Source organism: Shewanella sp. MMG014, assembly GCF_018100775.1.
In the GTDB taxonomy this organism is placed as follows: domain Bacteria; phylum Pseudomonadota; class Gammaproteobacteria; order Enterobacterales; family Shewanellaceae; genus Shewanella; species Shewanella japonica.
In genome coordinates this window covers 1-26,658 of record NZ_JAGJDZ010000011.1, presented here as the reverse complement: position 1 = coordinate 26,658, position 26,658 = coordinate 1, and the positions used below count along the sequence as shown (strand labels likewise).

The following is a 26,658-nucleotide window of genomic DNA, read 5'->3' as shown; positions in this document are numbered from 1 at the left end:
GTAGCGTTGAATTGCGTACTACTAAAAATAAATACTGTAAAAAGCACGAATGACATTGGCTGAAAAGCTATAGAATGGCTCATTACCGACACCACCTTCAGCGGTAGGATCTCTGAAGTTGCTATAGTCAAAGGTAATGTAATCCCATTGCAGGCTGGCCTCTGAGCGGTTATCTCCAAAGGACAGGCTTTCAGGCATCAAATAAGTCACGCCTAAACCTAAGGTTAAGTCATTAAAATCACTAAGCTCTTTATCTCGAGCGAGATAATTCTGGGCATCTTGATAAGGGAACAGATCACTATAAAACTCAGCTTGAGTTTGTTGGTAATAGCGCACTTTAAACTCCAGCTCTAAGTAGTCACCAATCGGGTGACGATAGCCAAGCTCCACATCATTGGCATTGATTTCCCAGCTATCATTAAAGTATCGGTAGTGAAAAAATAGCGCTGCACGATAGGGAAGAAAGTAACTGGCTGACAATTTACTCGAAAAGGAGTTACGGGTTTCAGGGTACACTTCGGATTGATAGCCTACCCCTGAAGGGCTGGTAGTATCGATAAAACGTACTGTTCTATATGGGTTATTAAGGTAGCCTTCATCGGCAATTGCTTCAAAATTAAGTTGTGCAGTTAGGTTGCGGGTTAAAATCTGACTGATGCCCGCACGAATTCGATATTGTTGGCTTTGCTCTTCAAATAGGTCATCGCCGTTTCGGCGAATTTCATTGTCACCGTATGACACACCGAGACTAAGATTGGTTAAGTCGCCAAAGGTATCTTGTGAAACGTTAATACTAAAAGACTGGGCAAGGTAATCGTCTTCGTCACTTTGCCTAGCATTAAACGTCATCAGGGTTTTGTCATTAAGGTATTCAACACCAATTTGACCTTCATGACGTTTTTCAGTGTAAGGGCTGGCAGTACTGAGTACATCCACTGACGCAGAAGAAATACTATCTAGATAATAATAACCTGTGAACGCTAATGACTCGGACGCCTTCTTTCGCAGCAGCACAGAAGGACCGTCAATTTTCATCCCGCCGCCTTCGTAACTATGATAAAGCGCATCGGCTCTATCTGGCTCTAAAACAGCCGCCCATGATAAAGGGACATTTATGCTAACGAGCAGCAATGTGATTAGCTTACATACCGTGAGGTTCATTATTCTAGTTACAGCCACAACCACCGCCTCCCGTACCTTCAGCGCCTCTTGCTGATTCACGCGCTTCAAGCACATGAGCTACATGCATATTGGCAATTGGGTGTCGACCAAAACGCATAATAGGGTCGGCTAAGTTTTGGCGCTCGTAAGGTTTTACCCAAGGCTCTATATCAAGACTAGAGCAAGCTGAGAGCGTTAATAATGAGCTTAATCCTGCACTTAACATGATGAGCTTTGTCACAGAAGACTTCATAGCGTTACTCTCTGATTAGTTTCTTGATAGCTGCGGCGTACTTTTTCTCATAGCCGTCTTGATAACCTAAGAAGACGTATCGTACGACACCATCACGATCGATCATCACAGTGGTTGGCATAGCTTTCACGTCATAGGTTTCTGAAAGGGAGTTAGTTTCATCAAAAAAGATAGCAAAGCTTAAATCTAAGTCTGCGAGGAAGTCTTTACCGGCTTGGTTTTCTTGCTCGACATTAATCCCCCAAACTGCGACACCTAAGTCTTGGTACTTATCTTGTAATTTTTGCAGTACGGGCATTTCTTTACGGCAAGGTCCACACCAAGATGCCCAGAAGTTAATTAAGATAATATTGCCACGCTGCTCAGACAGCTTTTGGTTTTCGCCTTGCATATTTTTAAGGGTAAAATCTGGTGCAACTTGCCCGGTTGTCACCGCATTTGCTTGCGCGGTAAGTCCCAGCGTCGCAGCCAATACTAAGCTTTTAAGGCTCTGATTTAATTTAAACATTAATAATCCTTTATTGTTTTTATTCTGTCTTTCACTGCCTGTTATTGTTCGTTACTCAGTTGCTTATTGCGCTATGTAAACAATAACCTCAGGTTAAAAGTAAACGGCTATGCCGGTTGCAAAGGTCAAGTTATGAGTCGTTTTACTTGAGCCAGTGATTTGGGTGTCAAAAATGTAGTCACTCATGGCCAGATCCCAAGCAACCCAATCAGTTAAAAATACTCGATAGTTAGCAGTTAAGTTGACAGTAAACTGTTCATCACCAGCAAACTCAGTGCTGCCGCCACCTAATTCAAATGAAAAGACACTGTTGAACACTAAGTCTTCACTGAAAAAGATTTCGCCAGGTAAAAAGTTATACCCAATATTCAGCCCGTAATAGCGCATTTCACGTTCTTCATCTGTCAACAGTGGGGCTGTATTAGCTAGCTTTTCAAAACTGGTATCACCGCCTTCAGCTATGGCGTAACGGGCTTTGACATAAAAGTGTTCACTGATGTGGTAACCTAAATGTGCACTAATCCAAGGGCTATTTTCGAAGTCTTCAATCGACATTAAGCCGCCTTGTAAACCGACCTCGAAATTTTCGGTATCTAATACATCGTCCAACACTTCACGACGCTCAACATCGGCTTTAACACCAACACTGTTTGGGTTTTCTTGAGCTAAGGCTCCAGCGCTAAAACTGAGCCCTAGTGCCAGCAAGCAATAAGTGAATCGGCTTTTCACAGCGGTTTTAGCACGGCTTGTTATTGTTGTTTTCATTGCTACCTTCATGACGACTTTGGTGTTAATTAATATGTTTAGAAAAATACGCTAAAACCGAGTTGCCAAGATTGCAGTTGCTCATTTTCATCTCGGTCGGTTAATGCCAGAGAAAACTTATATTCAGCCCGTAAAATAAAGTTACGGCCTAAGTGATATTTAAGGCCTGCTGCCGCACTCATTAAGGTGTTTTCACGTGATTGTGAATCTGCAATAACACTGTGAGGGCTAGTATTAATAATGCCACCGCCAACACCAATATATGGACTAACTACCCACTCAGGAAAAGGATGGCTAATTAACATGGCTTCGAATAAATCACTGTCAGATATACTGCCAAGTGCTTTACCAGCTGATATTTCAGCGCTAAATACAGGGGTAAATACATAGCCGAGTTGGATGGTGTAAAGGTTTGCACCTTCAAAATCGCCGTACATTACCCCGGCTTCCCAATCTCGATTAAGGTATGCATCAGTCCCGAGCTGAGTTTGTTCAACGGCTTGTCCATGTTGACTAAAACCGAACAAATCATCTTCGTGAAACCAACCTTCAACCCCACGTTTGTCACGCACTTTTATCCAAGCCGTTCGCTTGACTAACACGGTCACTTCTTCACTTTGTTCTACCACATGCACTACAGGGTAGCCTGCGCTTGGGCCTGAATGTAGCTCGATAAAAGGCACGTCTATGGTCAATGTTGCTGCTGTATTTGTGTCTTGGTATGAATCGACTGTGGTGTCACGTTTAGGAATGGAAGTTGGCTCAGCCGCAAGGGCATAGCAAGGAAGCATCATTGCCATAGACAATAATATTGGGCTTAACCACTTCATGGTAAATGGATAATTAAACATGGTTTCCTTGTTGTAACATCATCATTCCTTTATGTGCTGTTGTCAGTGTTTACTACTCTTGTGTATAAAAAGGGGTGTTGTAATACTGCGCCCCAATATCTATCCACTCAGCGATTAATTTGAGTTCGTCGGCAGACAGCATGTTTTGATGAGTGACATCATTCATGGTGTCAAAAAAGTTGCTGCTAGCGCTTGCGCCGTTAGTTGACATGATGGCTGGCACATTTACTGTCGTCATAACCGGAATTGGGTTACCTTCAGCATCAAGAATAAGCTCACCTTCGCTATCAACTTGATAGACAATATTGCCATCAGCGTCGAGAACCACGATTAAGCGATCGACGATAATGCCATCAATGTCTTCCTGTTCGACATCATTGAAAAACAACTCTCGATAGCTAGTAAAATGTGCTGGTTGGTCAGTGGACGGCGTTGCTACTAATTCAAGCTGCCCAGCTGGTACTTGGGCAAGGTTATTGTCGTCAACAATGCTATGGCAGCTAGTGCAGGTGTTATCAGCAAGAACTGCTAAAGTCGTTTCATCTATTGCAAGGCGCTGCAAATCCCACAATGGCTGTATATGTTCTTCATAGTTAATCTGAATTCGGCAATAAGCATTCCAATTGTTAAAACACTCACTACCATTTGGCGCTGGTGTAGCAAGGTTTTGGTAGGAATAATCTGTACTGGGATTAACCGTAGATAATGCAGGGTTGGTCCAGCGATCTTCGTAGGTTAAGTTAGCCGATAACTCGGCGATACCATTAACCATCGCATCAGCTTGAGCCATGGTTTGCCCTTGAGTGGGAATGATGTTTTGTGTGGCGTTTGTAAAAGCTGCGCCGCCCGCTGCTCCGGGGTTAATTGATTCAGCTTGCGCATCATAACGGCCGTGGGGTAGTTGACTGTTTGCAGTATGACAGCCTTTACATTGCAGTGTTTCACCCGGCTTTAAACTAATCCATTGGCTATGACGGCCACCAATACGTTGACCAGATGCATCCAATACGCTGATAGCCAAAGGAACATTCGCTGGGACTTTAATTTTTACAGAGCCATCAGGTTGTATTGGCGTGTAACCAATAATTTCACGCATTAGCTGATTGCGACTACGACCAAAATCTGTATTAGGAATATCTCTGACTTCATCTGATGGCATAGGCACGCCACGAACCACTTTCAAAAAACGTGCAGGTAGCTCAGTTGCACGTGTTTGGGTTGGATCGCTGAGTTGGCTAATCCCGCCTAAATTGGCACTACTGTCTTGACCGTCAAAGTCATACACACTGCGAATATCAATGGCTGCTGCCAGCTCTTCGTGTAGTTGCGCATCAAGTTCATTGCCGATCACTTTATTGGCTATAAATGTTTTTGGCTGTGAACTCGGTTGCATGACTAAGGCTTCAGTAATCACTTTTCCTTCTTCACTATCAGCGACTAATTGCTGAGTTCCATCGGCATCATTTAATAGCCAAAGCTCGTACAAGGGAGCGGCAAGTTCTAGTGTGGGATCCAATAACTGTTCATCAGTTAGCTGGCCGCAAGCACGAATTTGCTCTTCAATCACGACACGGCATAAATCCCAACTTAATAAATAGCGCTGACTATTATCAGGTAGTGGCGTTAAATGGGTTAATCGTCCAGAAGGAGAAAGGTTATCTGAGAAGTTAAAGTTAAACTCGAAACTGAATGCTAAATCGTTAATGGCACTATCGTTAGCAGCAGACGCAAAGGTTGGCTGCTGGTTATCAGTAAACTCGTCGATATTAATCACCACAGGGCGCTTTTGGTAGCTGGTTTCGTCTTGTGAAGAAAGTAAAAGTAAGATCTCACCATTTGGCAGCTGTTGTGGTTTAACAAATTCGATGAGTTCATCTTGCTGATCGAAGGCTATTTGATGTGAATGCCAGCCAAACATCAACTGATTATCGGTGCCATCAGGGTTCATTTCATACAGGTTTATGCCCTTATTGCCGCCCATATTATCCCAGCGACTGTACAAAATTTTACCGCTTTGCAGCACTAATGGGTGTGTGTCGTGGCTTAAATTAAAACTCAATTGCTCTATACCGCTACCGTCGGCATTCATCACATGAATATTGAAGGTTTCATTATCTCGGCTTTCATCTAGGGCGGTGTACTGGGGCTTACCTTCATCTAATAAAATCGCTCTAGATAAACGCTGGCGAGTCGAAGCAAAAATGATGCGGCCGTCAGGTAAAAACGATGCCATGAGATCGTCACCTTGCTCAGCAGTGGTATCGCTGACAATCACTCGTTCAAGAGTTTGTGTTGCAAGTTGATAACGCCAAATATTCCAACTCGGTTGGTCCATTTCATCCGCATCTTCAATTTCAGGCGCTCGAATTGACACTAAAAATTGTTGGCCATCATCTGAAACTGACAAATCTCGAATATCAATAGCCTGAATGGTGTCAGCAGGTGCATCTTCTGGCAGTAAATCAGCAAATAACTGGGCTGATATGTTAGTCACAGGGGAGTCGCTAAAGGCATTTCGTTTGACGAAAAGCTGCGCGCCGGGATTAAACTGAGCGGGGTGACGAGAATCAAAACTGGCAGGTTGAGCACCTTCATCGCCGTCTAAAGCGATAAGATCACGCTGAATATAAATAACAGGGTATTCAACTAAAACAGGATCAGCTTGCTCATCCTTAATGGCTGTATCGGTATTACATCCTGTAAGATAAAAGAAGGCCAGAATGATATAGACGCACTTCCCTGCATAGCCCCAAATTGGCCTCATTTATTACCCTTAATACGCAATTGTTATTATTGTTATTGTTACATAGTAAAAATGTAATAATTCTTGACATTATTGCCGCCTAGTCTCAGTGTTTCAATACTTTTTAGCAAAAATTATTTTGCCAAGTAAAAAATAAAGTTAACAAAATAAAAACAACAAGCTTTATGATTTTAGAATACTCGATCATTGTCTGCGTTTTTATCTTATTGCTACTAAAGCAATTGTTAGCTAAGAACAATGACAAGGAGACAGTATGAAGTTGCAACTTTATACGCTTAAAAGTCGGCATTTTTTGAATGGAATTGATGTATCCCAGCTTAAAGTTCAACAAGGTATTACTCTGCTTTTGTTGTCATGCTTGACTATTTTTTCAGCAAACACCTCTGCTGGTACATTAGAGCAAGCCAAACAGTTACATGACAGAATCGCTGGTGTCCCAGCATCAGAGCAAACACTCAATGAGATGTCTGTATTGCTCAGTGACAGTAAGCCAATTGAAGCGGCTTATTTAGCAATGGAAAACCCCGCTTTTTATTCTACTACGCTTAAATTATTTGCCACTCCATGGACCAATATTGATCAAGACAGCTTTGCACCATTAAATGATTACAGCGCTACTGTGATTGGTGCGGTTCGAGATGATGTGGATTTTAGGCAGTTACTTCAAGCTGATATGGTTTATGTAGGCGATAACAGTCTAAACCTTCCCGCTTATAGCACCCGTGATAATGCTCATTATCAGGCACTTGAAGATCAATTTATTGATTTAAAGTCAGGCCTAGAGCGAACCACTCAATCCAGTGTTAACGGCTTACCTAGCGATGCAACAGCTGGAGTGCTTACAAGTCGCGCCGCGGCAAAAGCATTTTTCTATTTAGGCACTAACAGAGCGATGGTGCGCTTTACCTTGATGAATCACCTTTGTACTGATTTAGAGCCTTTAAAAGATAATACTCGCTCACCTGACAGAATTCGCCAAGATGTGAGCCGCAGCCCTGGTGGTGATAGCCGGTTATTTATCAATAACTGTTTGGCTTGCCATAGTGGAATGGATCCCCTTGCTCAAGGGTTTGCATATTATCAATATGACTTTGATGTTGAGAGCGACCCTGATGGTGATAGTGGGGCAATTACCTATAACCAAAGTGGTCAAATAGATCCTGACACTGGCACCAGAGTACAGGGGAAATACCATATTAACTCCACCAGTTTCCCCTATGGTTACGTGACAGAAGACGATGAATGGCAAAATTATTGGCGTGAAGGTGTTAACCAAAAGCTTGGGTGGGACGAATCACTCAATGGTAAAGGTTTTGGGGCTAAATCATTAGGCCAAGAGTTTGCTAACAGCCAAGCATTTGCCCAATGCCAAGTTAAAAAAGTATTTAAAACCGTATGTTTAAGAGATGCAGAGTCAACTGAAGACATTAATCAGATTGCTGCTACAACTGCATCTTTTCAACAAAACTCATATCAACTCAAGCGTGTGTTTGCTGAAGTTGGCAATTATTGTATGGGAGAATAACGGTGATATTACCTCATAAAACCCTAACCTTACTCTCTGCTATTTGTTTGCTATTAACTTTGTCCGCTTGTGGTGGGGGAGATGTCGAAAGCAATCCACCTCAACAGCAAGATCCTGGCTCTGATGTCTACACAGGTCCTGCGCCCGCTACAGAAGACATTCAAAAATATAAAGTGTCGCTGTGGGATAATATTTCAGGGCAAAATCGATGCGGAGCATGTCATACCGAAGGTAATCAAGCGCCGTATTTCGCTAGTCGAGAAAACGTCAATGACGCGTACGCTGCGACTAACCCATTAGTAGACTTAACAGATCCTGCGGCATCTCGTTTAGTTGAAAAAGTCGCTGGTGGCCATAATTGCTGGTTAGACAGTGATAGTGCCTGCGGTGAAACCATGACTTCATGGATCAAGCTGTGGGCTGATGAGCGAGTCAGTAGCGCCAATACCATCGAGCTGACATCACCAGTCATACGAGAACCTGGAGCCAGTAAAAGCTTTCCCGATGATAGCGGCTTATTTAGTCAGCATGTCTATCCTATCGTAAGCCAGTATTGCAGTGACTGTCATAATGAATCAGCAACGTTTGCCCAGTCGCCATTTTTTGCCAGCAATGACATTAATCAAGCTTATGAATCAGCCAAAAATGTCATCAATATTGATGAGCCAACCCAATCACGTTTAGTGGTTCGTTTGGGTAGCGAGTTTCATAATTGCTGGACTAACTGTCAGGAAAACAGCAATGAAATGCTTGCTGGGATTACAGCAATGAGTGATGCCATTGAAGTCGATGAAATTTCACCAGATATGGTGGTATCAAAGTCATTACGTTTAACCGATGGTATTACCGCATCCAGTGGCGGCCGTTTTGAAACTGATGTGATTGCGCTTTATCAATTTAAGACGGGTGAAGGTGCCATTGCTTATGACACATCGGGCATAGCACCAGAAGCAAATTTATCACTAACAGGTGATGTTGAGTGGCTAGGTAGCTGGGGATTATCTTTTACTAATGGCAAAGCGCAAGCCAGTACGGCTAATAGTAAGAAACTGCATGACCTTATTACCTCAACGGGTGAGTTTTCTATCGAAGCTTGGGTGACGCCAAACAATGTTACTCAAGAAGGCCCAGCAAGAATCGTCACCTATTCTGCAGGTGATGATGCGCGTAACTTCACGTTAGGTCAGACACAATATAACTATGACTTTATGTTGCGCACAGAGAGCTCAACAGTAAACGGTGAGCCTGCGTTAAGTACGCCTGATGCTGATGAAGTGCTACAAGCAACATTGCAGCATGTGGTACTGACCTACAATGCAACTCAAGGGCGACGTATTTATGTTAATGGCAACCTTATTGACGCCGTTGACGAAGATATTGCGCCGCTTGCATCATGGGATGACAGCTTTGCATTAATACTAGGTCGTGAAGCCTCAAACCAACATGTATGGCAAGGGGATATTCGTTTATTAGCGATTTATAACCGTGTACTCGAGCAAGAACAAATTAGCCAAAACTACGATGTTGGAGTTGGTGAGAAATTTTTCTTACTGTTTTCAGTCAGTCATTTAATTGATTTACCCGAAACCTACGTCATGTTCGAAGTCAGTCAATTTGATAATTATAGCTACTTATTTACTGGTGCATCACTGGTGAATATTAATGGCACGCCTGTGGCGGACAACTTTGATATGCGCGGGATCCGCCTTGGCATTAACGGCAAAGAAAGCGCTCAGGGCCAGGCATACTCCAATGTCGATTTAACCATAGACAGTGGTCAAGAAATTGCTGAACCCATGCCAATTTCGGCACTCGGCACAATTATTGGCCTTGAAAAAGGTGCCAGCCAAGATGAGTTTTTCTTAACTTTCGAGCAAATCGGTGAGCACGAAAATGTTCGCGTACCGGGTGTTGTCATTACACCAGAAGAACTTCCAGCCAGCACAGAAACATCGCATATTGGTCTACGTAATTTTGCCGAAATTAACCATACCATGAGCGAATTAACCGGTGTGGCACAACAAAATACAAAAGTCTTTGATACCTATGAGTTAGTGAAGCGGCAACTGCCCAGTGTTGAAAATATTGATACCTTTATTTCAGCGCAGCAAATGGGGGTAACGCAACTGGCTATTGCCTATTGTGATGTTGCTATTGACGACAACACGATTCGCACGACTTGGTTTCCTGATGTCGACTTTAGCCTTGCACCTGCTGACGCATTAAATGCAGCGCAACGCCCAGCATTGCTTAATCCGCTCATTAATCAATTAATGCCGTTGAGTCTTGCAACCCAGCCAGATGCAACTGCTGTGTATGATGAACTGGACTCTTTGGTAAGCCACTTATCAGTTTGTGGTACAAACTGTAATGCGGAACGCACCCAAACGATTGCTAAAGCCTCTTGTGCTGCAGTGCTCGCTAGTGCTGTTATGTTGATTCAATAGGAGAGTAATAATGATAAAACAGCAACTGAATATTACTTCTCGTTCAAAATTGAAACTGGTCAATGTGGCAAGTGTATTAGCCTGTTCAAAAGGATTTCAACATGACTAAACCAAAGCATCTTCATCCGGACACGCCATTATTGTTTTCTGATCATCGCAAGCCGATGACGCGACGTGAGTTTATCTCAACAGGCTTAGCAAAAGGTGGCCAAGCGATAGCAGGCTTATCGTTAATGAGTATGTTTGCTAACCCAAACCAAGCTAATGCAGCATTGTCTTCTGACTTAGAAGCACTGCGGGACTCTTGCGGTATTAGTGTTCAAGGCGCAGGCAAAATTCCTTTTATTAGTTTTGACTTGGCTGGCGGCGCAAATATCGCAGGTTCAAATGTATTGGTAGGCGGTGCAGGCGGCCAGCAAGATTTCTTATCAACCGCTGGCTATAACAAACTGGGATTACCTGGTGATATGGCGCCATCAATTGCTAACCCTGATGTGGGCATGTCTGATTTTATTAATACGGACTTAGGTTTAGCATTTCATTCTGATTCTGCTTTTTTACGTGGCATTCTAGAAAAAGTCTCAGCAGATACGGCATCACGTATAAATGGTGCAGTTATCCCATGTCGCTCTGACAATGACACTGGTAATAACCCGCATAACCCAATGTATGCCATTGCTGCTGCTGGTGCGAATGGTTCACTGATGCCGTTGGTTGGCTCTCGCAGCACAGATTCTGGTGGCAACTCTATGGCGCCGAATAACTTTATTGATTTAAGTATGCGCCCGACTAAGATTGATCGTCCGTCAGATGTGACGGGCTTAGTCGATGTGGGGGACTTATTTAGCTTATTGTCTCAGCGCGATGCCGTCACTGTGATGGAAAGTATTCAGCGTATCAGTGCTCAGAAAATGGCTTCAGTGAATACTCAAGTCACCCGTGACGATGTGATTAAAGATTTAGTCAATTGTGGTTATGTAAAAAGTGCGGATTTAGCCGATAGATTTGGCGATCCTTCAACCTTAAACCCGGTACTTGATCCAGATATTGTTGGCCCTGCGGGCATATTCACGATTAACGAATTTGATTCTGAATCAGAGTTTCAAAAAACCGCATCGATTATGAAATTAGTCGTAAATGGTTTCTCTGGAGCGGGCACCGTCACCATGGGCGGCTTTGACTATCACACAGGTGAGCGTGGCACGGGAGAGCTTCGAGATTTACGCGCAGGCCGCTGTATGGGGGCATGTTTAGAGTACGCAGCCAGACGCAACCAACCATTGATGATGTATGTGTTCAGTGATGGCTCCGTTGCCAGTAACGGCCGCATTGATGAATCAATGGAAGGACGAGGCAAGGGTGAATGGACAGGTGATAACTCATCAACAGGCGCATCGTTTTTCTTAGTCTATAACCCAACGGGCAAGCCACAATTGATGGGCGCAAATGCCGATCAAATGGCGCAAAACCAACAGATTGGTTTTATGCGCTCAGATGCCTCAGTGGATACCGCATCAGCGCCTTCTGCTAATAACGTTAACTTATTGGTTGATACTGTATTGCTTAACTACATGGCACTGCATGGTGAACAAGGTCAGTTTAATACTGTTGCGCCAAGACAAGGTTTGGGGAACAGCACAATGCTGGATTCACTGACAGCATTTCAACCCATTGTTTGATTGAAATGTAGGTTTATTTTTCTGATTAAACTAAAAAGCTCAGAGGTTTTCCTCTGAGCTTTTTGTTTTAAATTTGTTTTTAAGTTTAAGTTTAAGTTAAAGGTAAAATCAGAATCAACGTCGTGGCGCTTCGCCCACACCCGACGAAAGGGAAACAACAGCATTTCCCTTTTCGCTGATTTTTATAAGAGCCTTGCCGCTCCGACGAAGTGTTGTTCCTCATCCTATGGAGCGAATTTACTATCGCCTCAGACTCGCCATCGATGGCTCAACTGAGGCTATGTCGGCGTCCTGCCTCCATCACGTAAATTAGCTCAACGCATTCGGACACTTCCAACGGAGATTATTGAGCCTGCAATTTCATTTGTTGTTATAGAGCTCATTTTGTAAAGGTTTAAAATTGCTTTTGATTTTCTATGAATGATCCTTTTGAATTGAGGACGTTGAAGAAAATAGCGTGATGCTCACATGGATGTGAGCATAGCTTTCGCGGTGCATGGATGCACCATCGGAAGCGTTAGCATTTTCGAATAAGTCTGAAGCAGTCTGCAAATGAAGTTAAAAGCTGGATGATTCTCCGTTGGAAATTTTGCTTTTTAAATTTCGCCGGAGCTGCGGGGTGTTCTAAGAGGGAGTCGCAGTTCACTCCCTTTTAGTCTGGTGTGGGCGAAGCGCCACGACGTTGATCTTAATCCAAACGAAGTTTGGAGATGAAGCAATGAAATAGGCGATTACCTGAAATGCTTATTACCCAATATGGATACTCGTATATCTAACAGGGCTCTAGTAATGTGACAATTAATCAATAGCTTTGCTATGGTGGGGGCAGAAAAGAACTCAAATTTTAATTTTTTTAGTTTCAATGAATCATACACAAGCCTACGCATTAAGCTTCAACAAGGTGCTAAAATCAAATATTTTCTTCTAGTACATGTTTTAATTATGAGGAAGGTTTTATGCAACAAGGAAGTATGGACGGAATGTTCAAACAAAATAGTATTAATTTAGTTTGCTCTACTCTGGCAATTGTATGCGCTTACTATAGCGATCTAGTAAGTGTTTTATTTTGGTTTGGCGGGCTTCTAGTCATTCCAGCAATTGCAATTTGGTATCAGTTTAAGTTTGCTCTTGGTCATTTTATATTACGACTCAGTATTGCTATTTTACCTTGGTTAGTTCTTTGTTTTATTGGTCTATTTACGGCATCAAATACAGAGCATGATGGCCAGAGAACCATGAATATGTTCTTTTTCGAAATGCCATTATATTCTGTAGCAGTCGGAACTGTTGTAGTAACAGTATGTTTTCTATTTAAAAAAGCCACAACTTCTAGTTAGTTGCTGTATAACCATTTATCAGAAAAGACGTCAAACATATGGATTGCGTTTCTTAGTCGCTAATTAAAATCAACTAATATTACTTCTATTTGAGTCATTAGGTGCATCTTTCAAATTTTAAAAATGTGTGGGATAGACAGTTCAGACTCACCCAACTTACCCTTTAATCTAATTCTCTTGTAATCCCTTAGACACATGTAAGGTCTGCTGATTATCAATAATAATCGCTTCGTATTCTGGCAGCTGGTTAATCAGCGCCATGCCTTCTTGTAAGCCTTTAACAAACACTGCGGTAGATAGGGCATCTACATAAGTTGAGTTTTTGCCAATGATAGATACGCTAACCACTTTTCTGGCTGAGTCACCGGTTTTGGGGTTAATGATGTGATGGTAGCGTATGCCATCTTCAATAAAGTAACGCTCATAATCCCCTGATGTAGAGATGGATTCATCGCTTAGCGGCAATTGCACTGCTGTTTTTTCAGCGGCGCGAGGATGTTTTATGCCAACAAACCAAGGGCGGCCGCGTCTGTCGCCTAACAAACCTGTGTCACCGCCTGCGCTAACGAGTCCATGTTTTATGCCTGCAGCTTTTAGTATGGCTAGGCACTGCTTTACTGCATGGCCTTTGGCAATGCCACCTAAATCAATACGTACATCTTGATTTTTAAACCGCACACTCGATTGTTGCTTATCTAACATTACTGCTCGGTAATCAATGGCATCAAGCGCTTGGTTGATGTCGGACTTAGCTGGTTTTTGACCTTGACGATAATCATATTGGTAACCGATAGAAGCGTAGGTGATATCAAATGTACCTTGGGTTAACTCGGCGATTTGGCGTGAATCAAGCAGTAAATTAAACAGTTCTTGGTCTACCTTAACTGGGGCTATTCCAGCTTGCTGATTAATGTGACTCAGTTGACTATTTGGCTTGTAAGGACTCATTAACCTGTCGATGCGGTGCATCTCTTGTTCGACCTTTTCAATAAGCTGGGCTGGCGAGTCTGAGATGCTCGAGTGTTCATTTTGTTCAAGCCAAAACTCGACATGGGCTTGAGTTCCCATGACTTGAAAACTTTTTTGATGCCATTGCGCAGTTGCATGGCCTGATAAGCTGGCTGCAAAAAAACAAAGAACAAGAATGAGATAGTTAGGTTTAAACATGACGTGCAGCTCATTTATTTTTATTAGTCACTGTGAGTGCAAGTAGGTTACTGAGTTATACAAGATTTGGCTAGCTGAGATGAAAAATGGTGCAGCAGCAAAGTGTAAAGCAATAAAAAAACGCACTCAATTGAGTGCGTTTAATCTATTCTGTTTCGCTATGTAGCATGTCAGAATATTAGTGGCGGAACATCGCAGAGATAGACTCTTCGTTGCTAACACGGCGAATTGCTTCAGCCAGTACCGCTGACATAGTCAGTTGGGTTACTTTTTCCACTTTTAACATTTCTGGGCTTAATGGCACAGTATCAGTCACAATCACTTCATCGATAACTGAGTTAGCAATATTGCTTGCTGCGTTACCTGAAAATACTGGGTGAGTTGCGTAAGCAAATACACGGTTTGCGCCATGTTCTTTTAATGCTTCAGCAGCTTTACATAAAGTACCGCCAGTATCGATCATGTCATCAACGATGATACAGTCACGGCCTTGTACGTCACCAATGATGTGCATGACTTGTGCAACGTTCGCTTGTGGGCGACGCTTATCAATAATGGCTAAGTCAGAGTCATCAAGCAGTTTAGCAACTGCACGAGCACGAACAACACCACCAATGTCAGGTGAAACAACCACAGGGTTATCAAGTTCTTTACCTAACATATCTTCTAGTAACACAGGGCTACCAAATACGTTATCAACAGGCACATCAAAGAAACCTTGAATTTGCTCTGCGTGTAAATCACAAGTTAATACGCGGTCAACACCAACACTTGATAAGAAGTCAGCAACAACTTTCGCGGTAATTGGTACACGTGCGCTACGTACGCGACGATCTTGGCGAGCATAACCAAAGTATGGGATAACGGCAGTAATACGACCTGCAGATGCGCGACGTAATGCGTCAACCATAACGATAAGTTCCATTAGGTTGTCGTTAGTCGGTGCACAAGTAGACTGAATGATAAATACATCAGCACCACGTACGTTTTCATTGATTTGAACACTGATTTCACCGTCGCTGAAACGGCCTACTACTGCATCGCCAAGTTTGCAAAATAAACGGTCGGCTATTTTTTTGGCTAGTTTAGGGGTAGCGTTACCAGCAAAGAGCTTGATATCGGGCACTTTATGAACCTCAGGTGTTGGCTTTAATGTTAGTGGCTAAAGATGAACTAAATCGACCGAAATCGTCGGTTAAGTTTAGTCAATATCATCTTTAGAAGATAAATTTTAGCTTTGGCTTAAACGGCTCACTAAAGGTGATTGATTTAAGCCTTTTGCAACAAAACCTTGCATAGAATCAGGCAGTTGTGCCAATGCATCTAGTGCTGTTTGTTGCTGTTTGAACTCTCCGAAGACGCATGCGCCAGTTCCGGTCATTCTTGACGGCGCATATTCTACCAGCCAGCTTAATGCATTGGCAACTTGAGGGTGCTTTTCTGCGACCAACTTCTGACAATCATTTGTCCAACTTTTCTGCATTAAAGTAGTTAGCTCTAATTTAGGGGTGTCACGTGGTAAGTGCGGATCTTGAAAGATAGCTTGCGTCGATACATGCACATCAGGGACGATAACTAAATAATAGTATTCAGTGGGTTCAACTGGTAATAGTTGCTCGCCAACACCTTCTGCGAAAGCTGAAAAACCATTAATAAAAACAGGGACATCCGCTCCAAGTTTTAAGCCGATTTCAGCTAGCTTTTCCAGTGGCAAATCGAGTTTCCAGAGCTTATTTAACGCGATTAACGTGGTCGCAGCATCAGAAGAGCCGCCGCCTAAACCGCCTCCCATTGGTAAGTTTTTCTGCAACCAAATTTCAGCGCCGCCATCATAATTGGCATATTCTTGTAATGATTTTGCGGCCTTTAGAATTAAGTTATCTTTTTCAGCGACAACTTTTGATAATTCAGAGTGTATCTTGATGCTGCTATTTTCTGTTGGTAAAAAGTCCAGATAGTCACAGCGATCGATAAATTGAAATAAAGTTTGGAGTTCGTGATATCCATCAGCACGTTGGCCGGTGATATGCAAAAATAAATTCAGTTTTGCCGGAGCTGGCCAATGGGTTGAAATGGCTGAGTTTTGGCTATTGGTTGTCATAAAGCGCTTCTTTATTCTTCTGTTATAAAGGGATATCAATAGGCGCAAGCGCTTGCCATTGATTAATTTGAATCTTAATACGCACATCTGCACGAGTTATTTGCAACAACTTTGGTACCATTGCACCGCTTTGTTGTTGGTAGCTTATATATTCTACTTGCCAACTTTCACCCAACTCTGGACTGGTAAAAGCGCTAATACTACCGTCATCATTATAACTGTCGACGATGTCATCGTTTGTGACTTGACCTGTTATCCAAAGCGGCAGTTTATTCAATGGAATTTGCATACCACTGACTTGGCCAATAAGGCGCTGTGGATCTGTATCTGTATAGGTTTTACCTTGAACAGTAATGGTGGTAAGTCCTTGTTTAGAGGTTAATGACAAGGCAGTCGTGCCAATCATCGTCGTTAAAGACAGCTCATCGTGCGGTTGAGATAAAAGATTGTCATGAAACCAAAAAAGGTTTGTACTGAATTTATCGGTTGATGAACGAAAGGCCAGTTTACCTTGTATTTCCCATGCCTTGGCCTCATTGGCTTGGGTAACATCAATATTTGACAGCGTATGAGGCGGCTTTACCGAACAGGCACTGAGGAATAAACAGCACAGTAATAGTATGCGCTGGGGAGTAAATGTTAAATATTGCAAGTGACTATGCGCCCTAAATAGAGTGTTGCTTTATAATACTGACCATAGTCTGCATTGTAAAAACTGCTTTGCGGTTTTTGCATTTTTATTAGCCAATAGAAGTAAATATCGAAAGATTACTATGCATGTTAGGGATTTACCTGCATCATAAACATTAATGAAATTGGTCTAATTTCCTATGGTTTTGTTAACAAGATAGAATAAATAGAAAAAATATAGACAATTATTCGGTTTTGTTAAGCCAATTGTGTTTTTCATTTTTGCAATTCAGTAGAATAGCCTAATTAATGATCCCGCGAAGAACTTAAAACGAGTCACATGAGCCTAGTAGCAATCGGAATAAATCATAAAACCGCCACGGTAGACCTTCGTGAGAAAGTCGCATTTTCACCAGATAAAATTCATGATGCCATGAAGAGTCTGGCGAGTCGCACAAGCTCAGGCGAAGCCGTGATTGTGTCGACATGTAATCGCACCGAGCTTTATTGTAATAATGGCTCGAAAGAAGACATTATTGAGTGGCTTGAAGATTATCATAACCTCACGCACGAAGAGCTCATGCCGTGTGTATATAGTTATGAAAACCATGAATGTGTTAAACATTTGATGCGTGTATCTTCTGGTCTTGATTCATTAGTCTTGGGTGAACCGCAAATTTTAGGTCAAGTGAAACAAGCTTTTGTGAAAGCAAAAGAGGCAGGTACCACTGCGGTAACGATTGACCGTTTGTTTCAAAACACCTTCTCTGTGGCGAAAAAAGTCCGCACCGAAACTGAAATTGGCGCTGCAGCGGTATCAGTGGCCTTTGCCGCTGTTAGTATGGCTAAACACATTTTCTCTTCGCTTAGTACCACCAATGTCCTGTTAATTGGTGCCGGTGAAACCATTGAGCTTGTCGCAAAACATTTAAAAGATAATGAAGTTGCCGGTATTGTTGTAGCAAACCGAACAGTTGAACGTGCACAGGCCATGTGTGAAGAGTTCAATGCAACAGCAATTACACTACAAGAAATTCCAGACTATCTACCTAAAGCCGATATCGTGATATCCTCTACCGCCAGTCCGTTACCTATATTAGGTAAAGGCATGGTAGAAAAGGCGCTAAAACAACGTCGACATCAGCCAATGCTGCTAGTTGATATTGCAGTTCCTAGAGATATAGAAGCAGAAGTTGGCGAATTAGACGATGCTTTCCTTTATACTGTGGACGATTTACACAGTATCATTGAACAGAACATGGCTTCACGTAAAGAAGCCGCCGAGCAAGCAGAGATAATTGCTGATGAGCAAGCCCATGTATTTATGGAGTGGGTACGTTCATTAGAGTCTGTAGATAGTATTCGAGAATACCGAAGCCAGAGTTTGGCAATAAAAGATGAATTAGTAGAGCGCGCCTTGAACAAATTGACTCAAGGTGGTGACAATGAACAGGTGATTTTAGAGCTGGCAAACCGGCTAACCAATCGCTTAATCCATGCACCAACACAAGCGTTAACTTCTGCTAGTCGTCAAGGAGACTTGAATACCTTAGGCCAATTACGCGTCACGCTTGGTTTAGATAAAAATTAAGGTAACAAAGCTAAAATGAAAGAGTCGGTTATTCGCAAGCTGGAAGGCTTGCTTGAACGTAATGAAGAAGTGTTGGCATTACTAAGTGATGCAGAAGTTATTGCGGATCAAGACCGCTTTCGTGCTTTATCAAAAGAATTTTCTCAATTAGAAGATATCGTTAAAAGCTTCACTGCATTCCAAGAGGCGCAAGAAAATCTTGAGTCAGCTAATGAAATGTTAGCTGAGGACGATGCAGAAATGCGCGAAATGGCGCAAGAAGAAATCAAAGAAGCCAAAGCTGAAATTGCACGTCTTGAAGACGAATTGCAAATTTTACTGCTGCCTAAAGATCCTAATGATGATCGTAACGCCTTTATTGAAATCCGTGCTGGTGCAGGTGGCGATGAAGCCGCGATTTTTGCTGGCGATTTATTCCGTATGTACTCTCGTTACTGCGAATCTAATAAATGGCAAATGGAAATCATGAACGCTAACGAAGGCGAACATGGTGGATTTAAAGAATTAATCGTACAAGTTACTGGTGAAGGCGTTTACGGTAAGCTTAAATTTGAATCAGGCGGACACCGTGTTCAACGTGTACCTGAAACTGAATCACAAGGCCGTGTTCATACCTCAGCTGTTACTGTTGTGGTACTGCCAGAAATTCCAGAAGCTGAACAAATTTCGATTAACCCTGCTGATTTAAAAGTGGACACGTTCCGTGCATCAGGCGCGGGTGGTCAGCACGTTAACAAAACCGATTCTGCCATTCGTATTACTCACGTTCCTTCAGGGATTGTGGTTGAATGTCAGGATCAGCGCTCGCAACATAAAAACCGTGCACAAGCAATGAGTGTTCTTTCTGCTCGCTTACAAGCGGTTGAAGATGAAAAGCGTCGCAGCGAAGAAGAGTCTACTCGTCGTAACTTAGTGGCCAGTGGTGATCGCAGTGAACGTATTCGTACTTATAACTTCCCACAGGGGCGTATGAGTGAGCATCGCATTAATTTAACCTTATATCGTTTAAATGAAATTATGGAAGGTGATTTGAATTCAATCATCGAGCCATTGATGCAAGAAGAACAAGCTGATTTGCTTGCTGCGTTAGCAGACGACTAATTCCAATGATTGATTCCATTGAATAAGGAGTGACGTTGTCACATTCTTCTTTTTCTACCATTGCGGAATCTTTGCAATGGGCCTATAGCCAATTAGTCGACTCGTCAGAGTCGGCTCATATCGATGCAGAAGCTTTGCTTCTGCATTGTCTTAATAAACAACGTAGTTATCTTTACACTTGGCCTGAAAAAGTGCTGACTGCGGATCAATTTAAAGCTTACCAAACGATGATTGAAAAGCGTCAACAAGGGGTTCCTGTTGCGCATATCATTGGTGAACGTGAGTTTTGGTCATTGCCGTTTATTGTAAATGCCACAACGTTAATCCCAAGACCGGATACCGAGATCTTAGTCGAAACGGCATTAAACTTGCCTTTAGCTGACAATGCTAAAGTGCTTGATTTAGGGACAGGCACTGGAGCAATTGCTTTATCGTTAGCATCAGAGCGCCCACAGTGGCACATGACTGCAATCGATAAAATTGAGGATGCTGTAGCGCTTGCAAAAGCCAATCGTGACAACCTTAATTTACCGCATGTTGAGATATTACAATCGGATTGGTTTAGTGCTGTTGAGCATCAAGACTTTAATTTGATTGTGTCTAATCCTCCTTATATTGATGAAACCGATGTTCATCTTGATTTAGGCGATGTGCGTTTTGAACCATCGAGTGCGCTAACTGCGGCAGAACAGGGCTTTGCTGATTTATTTCATATCGCCCAGCACGCGACGAAACACTTATCTAACGGTGGATATCTATTGTTAGAACATGGTTTTGAACAAGCACTCACGGTTAGACAAAAGCTGATTGATTTAGGTTATGTCAACGTTGCTACAGTACGTGACTTTGGTAGCAATGACCGTTGTACCCTTGGCCAGTGGTGCGGGGAATAAACCTCAGTAAGCTCTGCGCTTCGAATATATAAGCTATTAGTACGCTAATACGATTAGCGTACTGTCATAGGCTGTTTTTCCTAACATTGCTATCAGGCTGCTTGATGAAGTAAACTAGCGGCCATTTTATCTGTAGAGCAAAGAGAAAAACAATAATGGAAACCTTTTACAGTTTATATCCTGCTGTTAAGCATACGCACTTAACGTTCATCTTTTTAAGTGTGGTATTCTTTATTACTCGCTTTGTACTGCACATGCGTCAATCGCCTGTTATGGACAAGAAGTTTGTCAAAGTTGCACCACATGTAATTGATACCTTCTTATTATTGTCAGGACTGACATTATGCTTCATGATCAAGCAGTATCCATTTGTAGATGAATGGATGACAGAGAAGTTAATTGCCGTACTTGCCTACATTGGTTTAGGTGTAATGGCATTAAAAGGTAACCGCAATAAATTCTTTAAAATCTTTGCCTTTTTAGGCGCTATTGGATGGCTCGTATTGGCTGCCAGGCTGGCTCATTTTAAACAAGTTGTATTAATGGGTTAATAGAGTTTCATGGCTAAACATCAAATGAATGATGCAGTTAAGATCCCCGAAACTGCATTCGAAATAACGCAACATCTCGGTTTTTCACAAGAAAAAAAAGCACTCTGGGCTTGGTATGAAATTGCAGGTTCAGTGATGAGTTTGCATGTGGAAGATCCGCAGCAACGTTTTGACGGTTTATTACGCTGGTTTTATAACGATCTTGGCTTTTGTGCCCGTGAAGATTATTTCAGTGTCGAAGCGGCAGATTTAGGCAGTTGTATTATGAGCCGTCAAGGTAATAGTACGACTCTGGCAACTGTTTTAGTGTTACTAGCAAAGCAGTTGGACATCACTTTAGATGCTGTTTTGTTGCCGGGGCAAACCGTTGTTCGTTCTCGTATCAATGACGAAATGAAGTACTTTGACCCGCTAACGGGTGAGACATTAACTCGTAACCAACTGCATTTATTAGTGCGTGGTGAGTTAGGTAATGCTGCCCAGATGAAGCCTAAGTACCTTAAAACGGCAACACTTAAGCGTCTGATTTCTCGCATGATACATGAGCTTAAAGCAGGCTGTATTGTGACGCATCAATTTGAGCAAGCGATGGAGTGCTGTAATTTATTATTACAATGGCACCCAGATGATGTGAACTTGAATCGTGAAAGAGCCTTCATTGCACAGCAACTCGGTTGTATTAAAGTGGCAATGTCAGATCTACAGCACTTTGTAGACAGTAGCCCGCACGATCCTGTGACTGAAATTGTTAAAATGCAATTAAAAGAGCTCAGTCAACAGCCGCAAACGTACCATTAACCGACTGACTGCACATCGATATTCAGGCTCATTTTATGAGCCTGAATTTTTTTGTTTCAAATGAGAACCTTGTTAACTAGGACGTGATCAATGTTATCGAGTGAGGTAGTTCAAGCAAACACCATGTAACTGCTGCTCAAAACTAGATTATCGATTACAGTACAATGCAGATTGGTAAGTAAGCCAACGAAGATATAAAAATAATACGCGTTAAAAATAAGTACGATTAAACGTACATAACAATAAAAATATTTCACTATGACATGCATTCGCAAGGGAGATTGTTCATGACAACCAGTCCTATGGTTACTAATGACGCAACAGCATTAGGCCTGTTAGCCGTTATTCTTGGCTTTGTTTTTTATACCAGCTCTTCATCAAGTCCATTCTGGCAAAAGTTTTATAAATTTATTCCAGCCTTATTACTGTGTTACTTCTTGCCTTCATTATTAAATACGTTTGGTATTGTCGATGGTGATACCTCAAAGCTTTACTATGTCGCATCCCGTTATTTATTGCCTGCTTGTTTAGTGTTACTGATTTTAAGTGTCGATTTAAAAGCAATTCTCAGTTTAGGGCCTAAAGCCATTGTGATGTTTTTAACAGGCACAGTAGGCATTGTTATCGGTGGCCCCATTGCACTATTAATCATTTCAGCGATAAACCCTGAGGTATTAGGTGGTAACGGTCCAGATGCGGTTTGGCGCGGTATGACGACGCTTGCGGGCAGCTGGATTGGTGGTGGTGCAAACCAAGCATCGATGAAAGAGATATATGAAGCGGGTGGTAATATCTTTTCGGTGATGGTCACGGTTGATGTGATTGTGGCTAATATTTGGATGGCTGTTTTATTACTCATGGCCTCAAGAGCTAAACAGATTGATGCTAGAACGGGGGCTGACACCACAGCACTTGAAGCATTAAAAGAAAAAGTAGAAAAGTATCATGCTGAAAATGCCCGTATACCGTCATTACGTGATTTAATGCTGATAGTGGCAATAGGCTTTGGGGTAACAGGGTTAGCTCATTTTGCCGCAGACTTTTTAGGGCCATTTTTTGAAACCAACTATCCTTGGACTCGAGATTACAGCTTAACCTCGAAGTTCTTCTGGTTAGTGGTATTAGTGACATCAATTGGTTTGGCTTTATCATTTAGCCCAGTTAAGCATTTAGAAGCCGCTGGCGCATCTAAAGTCGCGTCGGCGTTTTTATATATTTTGGTGGCGACCATTGGTTTGCACATGGATGTATCAAAACTCGCAGACGAGCAAAACTTGTGGTATTTCGCCATCGGGATTATTTGGATGATTGTGCATGCTAGTTTTATGTTACTGGTGGCCAAATTAATCAAAGCACCATTGTTTTATATGGCAGTGGGAAGTCAGGCAAACGTTGGCGGCGCAGCATCAGCGCCAGTGGTTGCCGCCGCTTTCCATCCAGCTTTAGCGCCAGTGGGCGTATTGTTAGCGGTATTGGGCTATGCTGTAGGAACGTATATGGCATGGTTATGCGGACAGCTATTACAAATTATTGCTGTTTAGCCTTATTATATGGCGCTGGATAACCAGCGCATTGAATGTTGAAAAAGAGAAGTGACTATGGAACAAAAAATCATTGGTTTGAATGAACTTGAAATCGCAAATGACAAACCGTTTGTATTATTTGGCGGCATGAACGTGCTTGAGTCTCGTGATCTTGCTATGTCGATTGCTGAGCATTATGTAGAAGTAACACAAAAGCTAGGCATTCCGTATGTATTTAAAGCCTCTTTTGATAAAGCAAACCGTTCATCGGTCAATTCATACCGTGGTCCAGGTATGGAAGAAGGGTTAAAGATTTTCGAAGAAATTAAATCAACCTTTAACGTACCTATCATCACAGATGTGCATGAAATTCATCAGTGTCAGCCTGTTGCAGATGTGGTTGATATTATTCAATTGCCAGCGTTTTTAGCCCGTCAAACAGACTTAGTGGTTGCAATGGCTAACACTGGTTCAATCATTAATGTGAAAAAGCCACAGTTTTTAGCGCCACATGAAATGCGTCATATTATTAAGAAGTTTAACGAAGCGGGTAATGACAACATTATCTTATGTGAGCGTGGCTCAAGCTTTGGTTACAACAACTTAGTTGTGGATATGCTAGGCATGGATGAAATGAAGCAATCAGGTTACCCAGTGATTTTTGATGCGACTCATGCATTGCAGCGTCCTGGTGGACGAGAAGATAGCGCTGGCGGACGCCGTGCTCAAGCAACAGAGCTTGCTCGTAGTGGTATGGCGTTAGGTTTAGCGGGTCTGTTTATTGAAGCGCATCCAGATCCCGATAATGCCAAATGTGATGGCCCATGTGCATTACCATTGCATCAGCTTGAAAACTACTTGGCCCAAATGAAAGCGGTTGATGATTTGGTTAAGTCGTTTGAGCCGATTGATACCAGTAAGTAGATAAGAGATGTTTAAAAGCCCTGAACTTATGATTAAGTTCAGGGCTTTTTTATGGCTTGAACTTAACGTTGTTTGGATAGGGTAAGAAGTAATTTTTGGTATTTTACTTGGTTATAAGATCAAGGTCTTGGCGCTTCGCCCACACCAGACCAAAAGGGGAAAAGCGCTTGTTCCCCTTTTGGATATCCCCCAGCGCCCCTAACGAAAAATGCTGAAAAGCGCATAATTTTCGATGGGGATTGATCCCGCTTTTTACTTCGTTTGTTGCAAACTTCGGCCTTATGCGAAAATGCTAACGCTTCCGATGGTGCATCCCTGCACCGCGAAAGCTATGCTCACATCCATGTGAGCATCACGCTATTTTCTTCAACGTCCTCAATTCAAATTGAGCCTTTTAGCTATTTTTTATTACCGCGAATGAAGTTAAATCGAAGAAACAATAATCCCAATGTAGATGCGTTCAAGACCTTAGAAAATAAGGCGAAGTTTCACAGTGTGAAACGCTCTGAGCGAGAGGCATGGATGCCGAACTGGCTGTTTAACATGGATGTTATTTGTTTTCGTAGAGCCCACATGGATGTGTTTACGGCGTGTCTTGGATGTATCAGCATAAAGGTCGCTCTTTCACATCCATGTGATCGCGACATTCCGTTCATCCTGAACATTCCTGCGGCAGGCAATTGGTTAAGTTGAAGTTATGGACGACTGAAAAAGAGCCAATATAAATGAAGTATAGAATTGATGGACTTAAAACGTTTTTGCCCCATAACGAGCTAGCAAGAGTAGCTCTTGTGGCGGAGAACGGAAATATCCCCTTATATTTTCTAATCTATTGCGCACTATATCTGACTTTGAAGTACTAGATAGATATACAGTTATAATTATACGCAGATGACTCGTGAGTAAAGTGAGCAAAAATCGGGTGATTTATGCTCGATAAACTGCTAGTTTTTTGATAAGTTGTTGAATCTAAAGTTATTGATAAAAGGTTGTAGAGACCTCTACATCAAAACGCTCATTTTTGCGGGCTTGATACTAATAAAACGGGTATTAAATTTTCATTTTATCAATACTAAACAGTCGGTTGGCTTGGTATCGTTGCTACTAAGTTGAATTTTTGTCAGGAACATTATCGAGCAGCTATATAATAAGCTGTTAGGGAGCCTTAGAGTTGCGCATCAATATCGATAATTGCATGATTGGTAATAAGGCTTTAGCTTCTGTGTTGCTGCTTTATTATCATCTTTGTATAGAAGGTAACTTCTCTGGAGATGAAACTGTCTACATTGATCCTAAAGACTTCAATGGTTTCGATTTTCTTCAAGTCGAAATTGACTCATCAATAATAGATATTGATGAAAAATTAATAAGAGAAGGAGCTATTATCTATCTTTTGTGTGATTTAAATGATTTAGTTGTAGAACATGAAAAATCATTTATGTCTATGGAATATATTCAAAAGGTTCTTGGCGTGGCTCGTGATGGAAAAATGTCAGAGATTCCTGAAACCGAGAGCTTATTTGAACTGTTCAATACAGATCAAACATCATTTGATTTCGTACAATATAATGATATTTTACGAGAAATATATTCTAAGTATATTAAAGAACGGATTAATTCACTTATTGGTTAATGGCTTCCCTAACAAGCCATTCAAGCAGGACAAATAACAGCTGGCTATTTGCTCCTTCGTCGCTTATTTTAGCCAACTATTGTTTGCCTCTTAATGGGGCGTTAGGTATACAAGGACGTTTATATGAAAGCATCAATTATCGGCGGTTATACGCTAATTATTTTAGGCTGTATTTTGGGGGCAATTTCTCTTTTAAGTTTAGCTACATCAATTCCTATGTTTTTGGAGCTTAATACTTCAGAAGCATATAATTGGGGCTTTATTATTGGTCGCATATTCATGATTATTTTATTATTTTTACTTGCCAAAGTGTCCATATCAAAAGGTAAAAAAATAAAGGCTTTAAGTTTAGCGTAAGTGTATACCTAACAAGCAGTTAAAGCGGGACTTTTTACAGTTTGCTCGGTTTCGCTTCGCTACACAATTTTAGCAAACTAATAAAAAGCCCCTTAACGT

General features: G+C 41.9%; 23 protein-coding genes. 13 read left to right on the top strand and 10 right to left on the bottom strand.

What is annotated here, in order from left to right; translation table 11 throughout:
* Window positions 1-21: 21 nt before the first annotated feature.
* The 6 genes from J8L86_RS16475 to J8L86_RS16450 form a co-directional block, all read right to left on the bottom strand.
* Window positions 22-1,179 carry a DUF3570 domain-containing protein gene (locus J8L86_RS16475; protein ID WP_231919061.1) on the bottom strand — a complete coding sequence of 386 codons (1,158 nt, stop codon included), beginning with the start codon at window positions 1,177-1,179 and terminating at the stop codon, window positions 22-24.
* Window positions 1,166-1,414, bottom strand: a complete 249-nt coding sequence (locus J8L86_RS16470; protein WP_211031057.1) for a DUF4266 domain-containing protein — start codon at window positions 1,412-1,414, stop codon at window positions 1,166-1,168. Before J8L86_RS16470 ends, J8L86_RS16475 begins: the two co-directional genes overlap by 14 nt.
* A 4-nt stretch (window positions 1,415-1,418) precedes the next feature.
* Window positions 1,419-1,922: a TlpA disulfide reductase family protein gene (locus J8L86_RS16465; protein ID WP_211031056.1), complete on the bottom strand. Its 504-nt coding sequence runs from the start codon at window positions 1,920-1,922 to the stop codon at window positions 1,419-1,421.
* Window positions 1,923-2,015: 93 nt separating this feature from the next.
* Window positions 2,016-2,687 (bottom strand): outer membrane beta-barrel domain-containing protein, encoded by a 672-nt coding sequence (locus J8L86_RS16460; protein WP_082972299.1) that lies wholly within the window; start codon window positions 2,685-2,687, stop codon window positions 2,016-2,018.
* Between the two features lie 38 nt (window positions 2,688-2,725).
* Entirely contained in the window at window positions 2,726-3,538 is an 813-nt protein-coding gene (locus J8L86_RS16455; protein WP_211031055.1) for an SH3 domain-containing protein, read from the bottom strand.
* Between the two features lie 52 nt (window positions 3,539-3,590).
* Window positions 3,591-6,302, bottom strand: coding sequence for a hypothetical protein (locus J8L86_RS16450; RefSeq protein WP_211031054.1), 2,712 nt, complete (start codon window positions 6,300-6,302; stop codon window positions 3,591-3,593).
* 253 nt (window positions 6,303-6,555) lie between these two features.
* Here J8L86_RS16450 and J8L86_RS16445 point away from each other — a divergent pair, with 253 nt between their 5' ends.
* The 4 genes from J8L86_RS16445 (at window position 6,556) to J8L86_RS16430 (ending at window position 13,290) form a co-directional block, all read left to right on the top strand.
* Window positions 6,556-7,827, top strand: a complete 1,272-nt coding sequence (locus tag J8L86_RS16445; protein WP_055025736.1) for a hypothetical protein — start codon at window positions 6,556-6,558, stop codon at window positions 7,825-7,827.
* A gap of 2 nt (window positions 7,828-7,829) precedes the next feature.
* Window positions 7,830-10,274 carry a LamG domain-containing protein gene (locus J8L86_RS16440; RefSeq protein WP_348772661.1) on the top strand — a complete coding sequence of 815 codons (2,445 nt, stop codon included), beginning with the start codon at window positions 7,830-7,832 and terminating at the stop codon, window positions 10,272-10,274.
* A gap of 101 nt (window positions 10,275-10,375) precedes the next feature.
* Complete coding sequence (locus J8L86_RS16435; RefSeq protein ID WP_055025735.1) at window positions 10,376-11,953, top strand: hypothetical protein; 1,578 nt, start codon at window positions 10,376-10,378, stop codon at window positions 11,951-11,953.
* 956 nt (window positions 11,954-12,909) lie between these two features.
* Window positions 12,910-13,290 carry a hypothetical protein gene (locus tag J8L86_RS16430; RefSeq protein ID WP_211031053.1) on the top strand — a complete coding sequence of 127 codons (381 nt, stop codon included), beginning with the start codon at window positions 12,910-12,912 and terminating at the stop codon, window positions 13,288-13,290.
* Between the two features lie 168 nt (window positions 13,291-13,458).
* Here J8L86_RS16430 and J8L86_RS16425 read toward each other — a convergent pair whose 3' ends face one another.
* The 4 genes from J8L86_RS16425 to lolB all read right to left on the bottom strand — a co-directional run bounded on the left by J8L86_RS16425 (window position 13,459) and on the right by lolB (window position 17,210).
* On the bottom strand, window positions 13,459-14,457 hold the full coding sequence (locus J8L86_RS16425; protein WP_211031052.1) for an FAD:protein FMN transferase: 999 nt from the start codon (window positions 14,455-14,457) through the stop codon (window positions 13,459-13,461).
* 178 nt (window positions 14,458-14,635) lie between these two features.
* Complete coding sequence (locus J8L86_RS16420) at window positions 14,636-15,583, bottom strand: ribose-phosphate pyrophosphokinase (protein WP_055026471.1); 948 nt, start codon at window positions 15,581-15,583, stop codon at window positions 14,636-14,638.
* Between the two features lie 105 nt (window positions 15,584-15,688).
* Entirely contained in the window at window positions 15,689-16,558 is an 870-nt protein-coding gene (gene ispE, locus J8L86_RS16415; protein ID WP_211031051.1) for a 4-(cytidine 5'-diphospho)-2-C-methyl-D-erythritol kinase, read from the bottom strand.
* Window positions 16,559-16,580: 22 nt separating this feature from the next.
* Window positions 16,581-17,210, bottom strand: coding sequence for a lipoprotein insertase outer membrane protein LolB (gene lolB, locus J8L86_RS16410; RefSeq protein WP_211031050.1), 630 nt, complete (start codon window positions 17,208-17,210; stop codon window positions 16,581-16,583).
* Window positions 17,211-17,528: 318 nt separating this feature from the next.
* Here lolB and hemA point away from each other — a divergent pair, with 318 nt between their 5' ends.
* The 9 genes from hemA (at window position 17,529) to J8L86_RS16365 (ending at window position 26,559) form a co-directional block, all read left to right on the top strand.
* Entirely contained in the window at window positions 17,529-18,779 is a 1,251-nt protein-coding gene (hemA, locus tag J8L86_RS16405; protein WP_055026468.1) for a glutamyl-tRNA reductase, read from the top strand.
* 15 nt (window positions 18,780-18,794) lie between these two features.
* On the top strand, window positions 18,795-19,880 hold the full coding sequence (gene prfA / locus J8L86_RS16400; protein ID WP_211031049.1) for a peptide chain release factor 1: 1,086 nt from the start codon (window positions 18,795-18,797) through the stop codon (window positions 19,878-19,880).
* A 35-nt stretch (window positions 19,881-19,915) separates the two neighbouring features.
* Window positions 19,916-20,773 (top strand): peptide chain release factor N(5)-glutamine methyltransferase, encoded by an 858-nt coding sequence (gene prmC, locus J8L86_RS16395; protein ID WP_211031048.1) that lies wholly within the window; start codon window positions 19,916-19,918, stop codon window positions 20,771-20,773.
* Between the two features lie 155 nt (window positions 20,774-20,928).
* A complete protein-coding gene (locus tag J8L86_RS16390) occupies window positions 20,929-21,324 on the top strand; it encodes a SirB2 family protein (RefSeq protein ID WP_055026465.1) in 396 nt (131 codons plus the stop codon).
* Between the two features lie 9 nt (window positions 21,325-21,333).
* Complete coding sequence (locus tag J8L86_RS16385) at window positions 21,334-22,122, top strand: tetratricopeptide repeat protein (RefSeq protein ID WP_065108920.1); 789 nt, start codon at window positions 21,334-21,336, stop codon at window positions 22,120-22,122.
* 287 nt (window positions 22,123-22,409) lie between these two features.
* Window positions 22,410-23,663: a DUF819 family protein gene (locus tag J8L86_RS16380; RefSeq protein ID WP_211031047.1), complete on the top strand. Its 1,254-nt coding sequence runs from the start codon at window positions 22,410-22,412 to the stop codon at window positions 23,661-23,663.
* A gap of 57 nt (window positions 23,664-23,720) precedes the next feature.
* On the top strand, window positions 23,721-24,569 hold the full coding sequence (kdsA, locus tag J8L86_RS16375; RefSeq protein ID WP_065108921.1) for a 3-deoxy-8-phosphooctulonate synthase: 849 nt from the start codon (window positions 23,721-23,723) through the stop codon (window positions 24,567-24,569).
* A 1,171-nt stretch (window positions 24,570-25,740) separates the two neighbouring features.
* Entirely contained in the window at window positions 25,741-26,202 is a 462-nt protein-coding gene (locus tag J8L86_RS16370; protein ID WP_211031046.1) for a hypothetical protein, read from the top strand.
* A gap of 123 nt (window positions 26,203-26,325) precedes the next feature.
* Window positions 26,326-26,559: a hypothetical protein gene (locus J8L86_RS16365; RefSeq protein ID WP_211031045.1), complete on the top strand. Its 234-nt coding sequence runs from the start codon at window positions 26,326-26,328 to the stop codon at window positions 26,557-26,559.
* Window positions 26,560-26,658: the final 99 nt, after the last annotated feature.

Excerpts from the sequence above, each read along its gene's own strand:
- J8L86_RS16465 (WP_211031056.1), bottom strand. The coding sequence starts at position 1,922 with ATGTTTAAATTAAATCAGAGCCTTAAAAGCTTAGTATTGGCTGCGACG.
- hemA (WP_055026468.1), top strand. The coding sequence starts at position 17,529 with ATGAGCCTAGTAGCAATCGGAATAAATCATAAAACCGCCACGGTAGAC.
- J8L86_RS16470 (WP_211031057.1), bottom strand. The coding sequence starts at position 1,414 with ATGAAGTCTTCTGTGACAAAGCTCATCATGTTAAGTGCAGGATTAAGC.
- ispE (WP_211031051.1), bottom strand. The coding sequence starts at position 16,558 with ATGACAACCAATAGCCAAAACTCAGCCATTTCAACCCATTGGCCAGCT.
- kdsA (WP_065108921.1), top strand. The coding sequence starts at position 23,721 with ATGGAACAAAAAATCATTGGTTTGAATGAACTTGAAATCGCAAATGAC.
- J8L86_RS16455 (WP_211031055.1), bottom strand. The coding sequence starts at position 3,538 with ATGTTTAATTATCCATTTACCATGAAGTGGTTAAGCCCAATATTATTG.
- J8L86_RS16445 (WP_055025736.1), top strand. The coding sequence starts at position 6,556 with ATGAAGTTGCAACTTTATACGCTTAAAAGTCGGCATTTTTTGAATGGA.
- J8L86_RS16430 (WP_211031053.1), top strand. The coding sequence starts at position 12,910 with ATGCAACAAGGAAGTATGGACGGAATGTTCAAACAAAATAGTATTAAT.
- J8L86_RS16460 (WP_082972299.1), bottom strand. The coding sequence starts at position 2,687 with ATGAAAACAACAATAACAAGCCGTGCTAAAACCGCTGTGAAAAGCCGA.
- J8L86_RS16385 (WP_065108920.1), top strand. The coding sequence starts at position 21,334 with ATGGCTAAACATCAAATGAATGATGCAGTTAAGATCCCCGAAACTGCA.
- J8L86_RS16390 (WP_055026465.1), top strand. The coding sequence starts at position 20,929 with ATGGAAACCTTTTACAGTTTATATCCTGCTGTTAAGCATACGCACTTA.
- J8L86_RS16435 (WP_055025735.1), top strand. The coding sequence starts at position 10,376 with ATGACTAAACCAAAGCATCTTCATCCGGACACGCCATTATTGTTTTCT.
- J8L86_RS16380 (WP_211031047.1), top strand. The coding sequence starts at position 22,410 with ATGACAACCAGTCCTATGGTTACTAATGACGCAACAGCATTAGGCCTG.
- J8L86_RS16425 (WP_211031052.1), bottom strand. The coding sequence starts at position 14,457 with ATGTTTAAACCTAACTATCTCATTCTTGTTCTTTGTTTTTTTGCAGCC.
- prfA (WP_211031049.1), top strand. The coding sequence starts at position 18,795 with ATGAAAGAGTCGGTTATTCGCAAGCTGGAAGGCTTGCTTGAACGTAAT.
- J8L86_RS16450 (WP_211031054.1), bottom strand. The coding sequence starts at position 6,302 with ATGAGGCCAATTTGGGGCTATGCAGGGAAGTGCGTCTATATCATTCTG.
- J8L86_RS16365 (WP_211031045.1), top strand. The coding sequence starts at position 26,326 with ATGAAAGCATCAATTATCGGCGGTTATACGCTAATTATTTTAGGCTGT.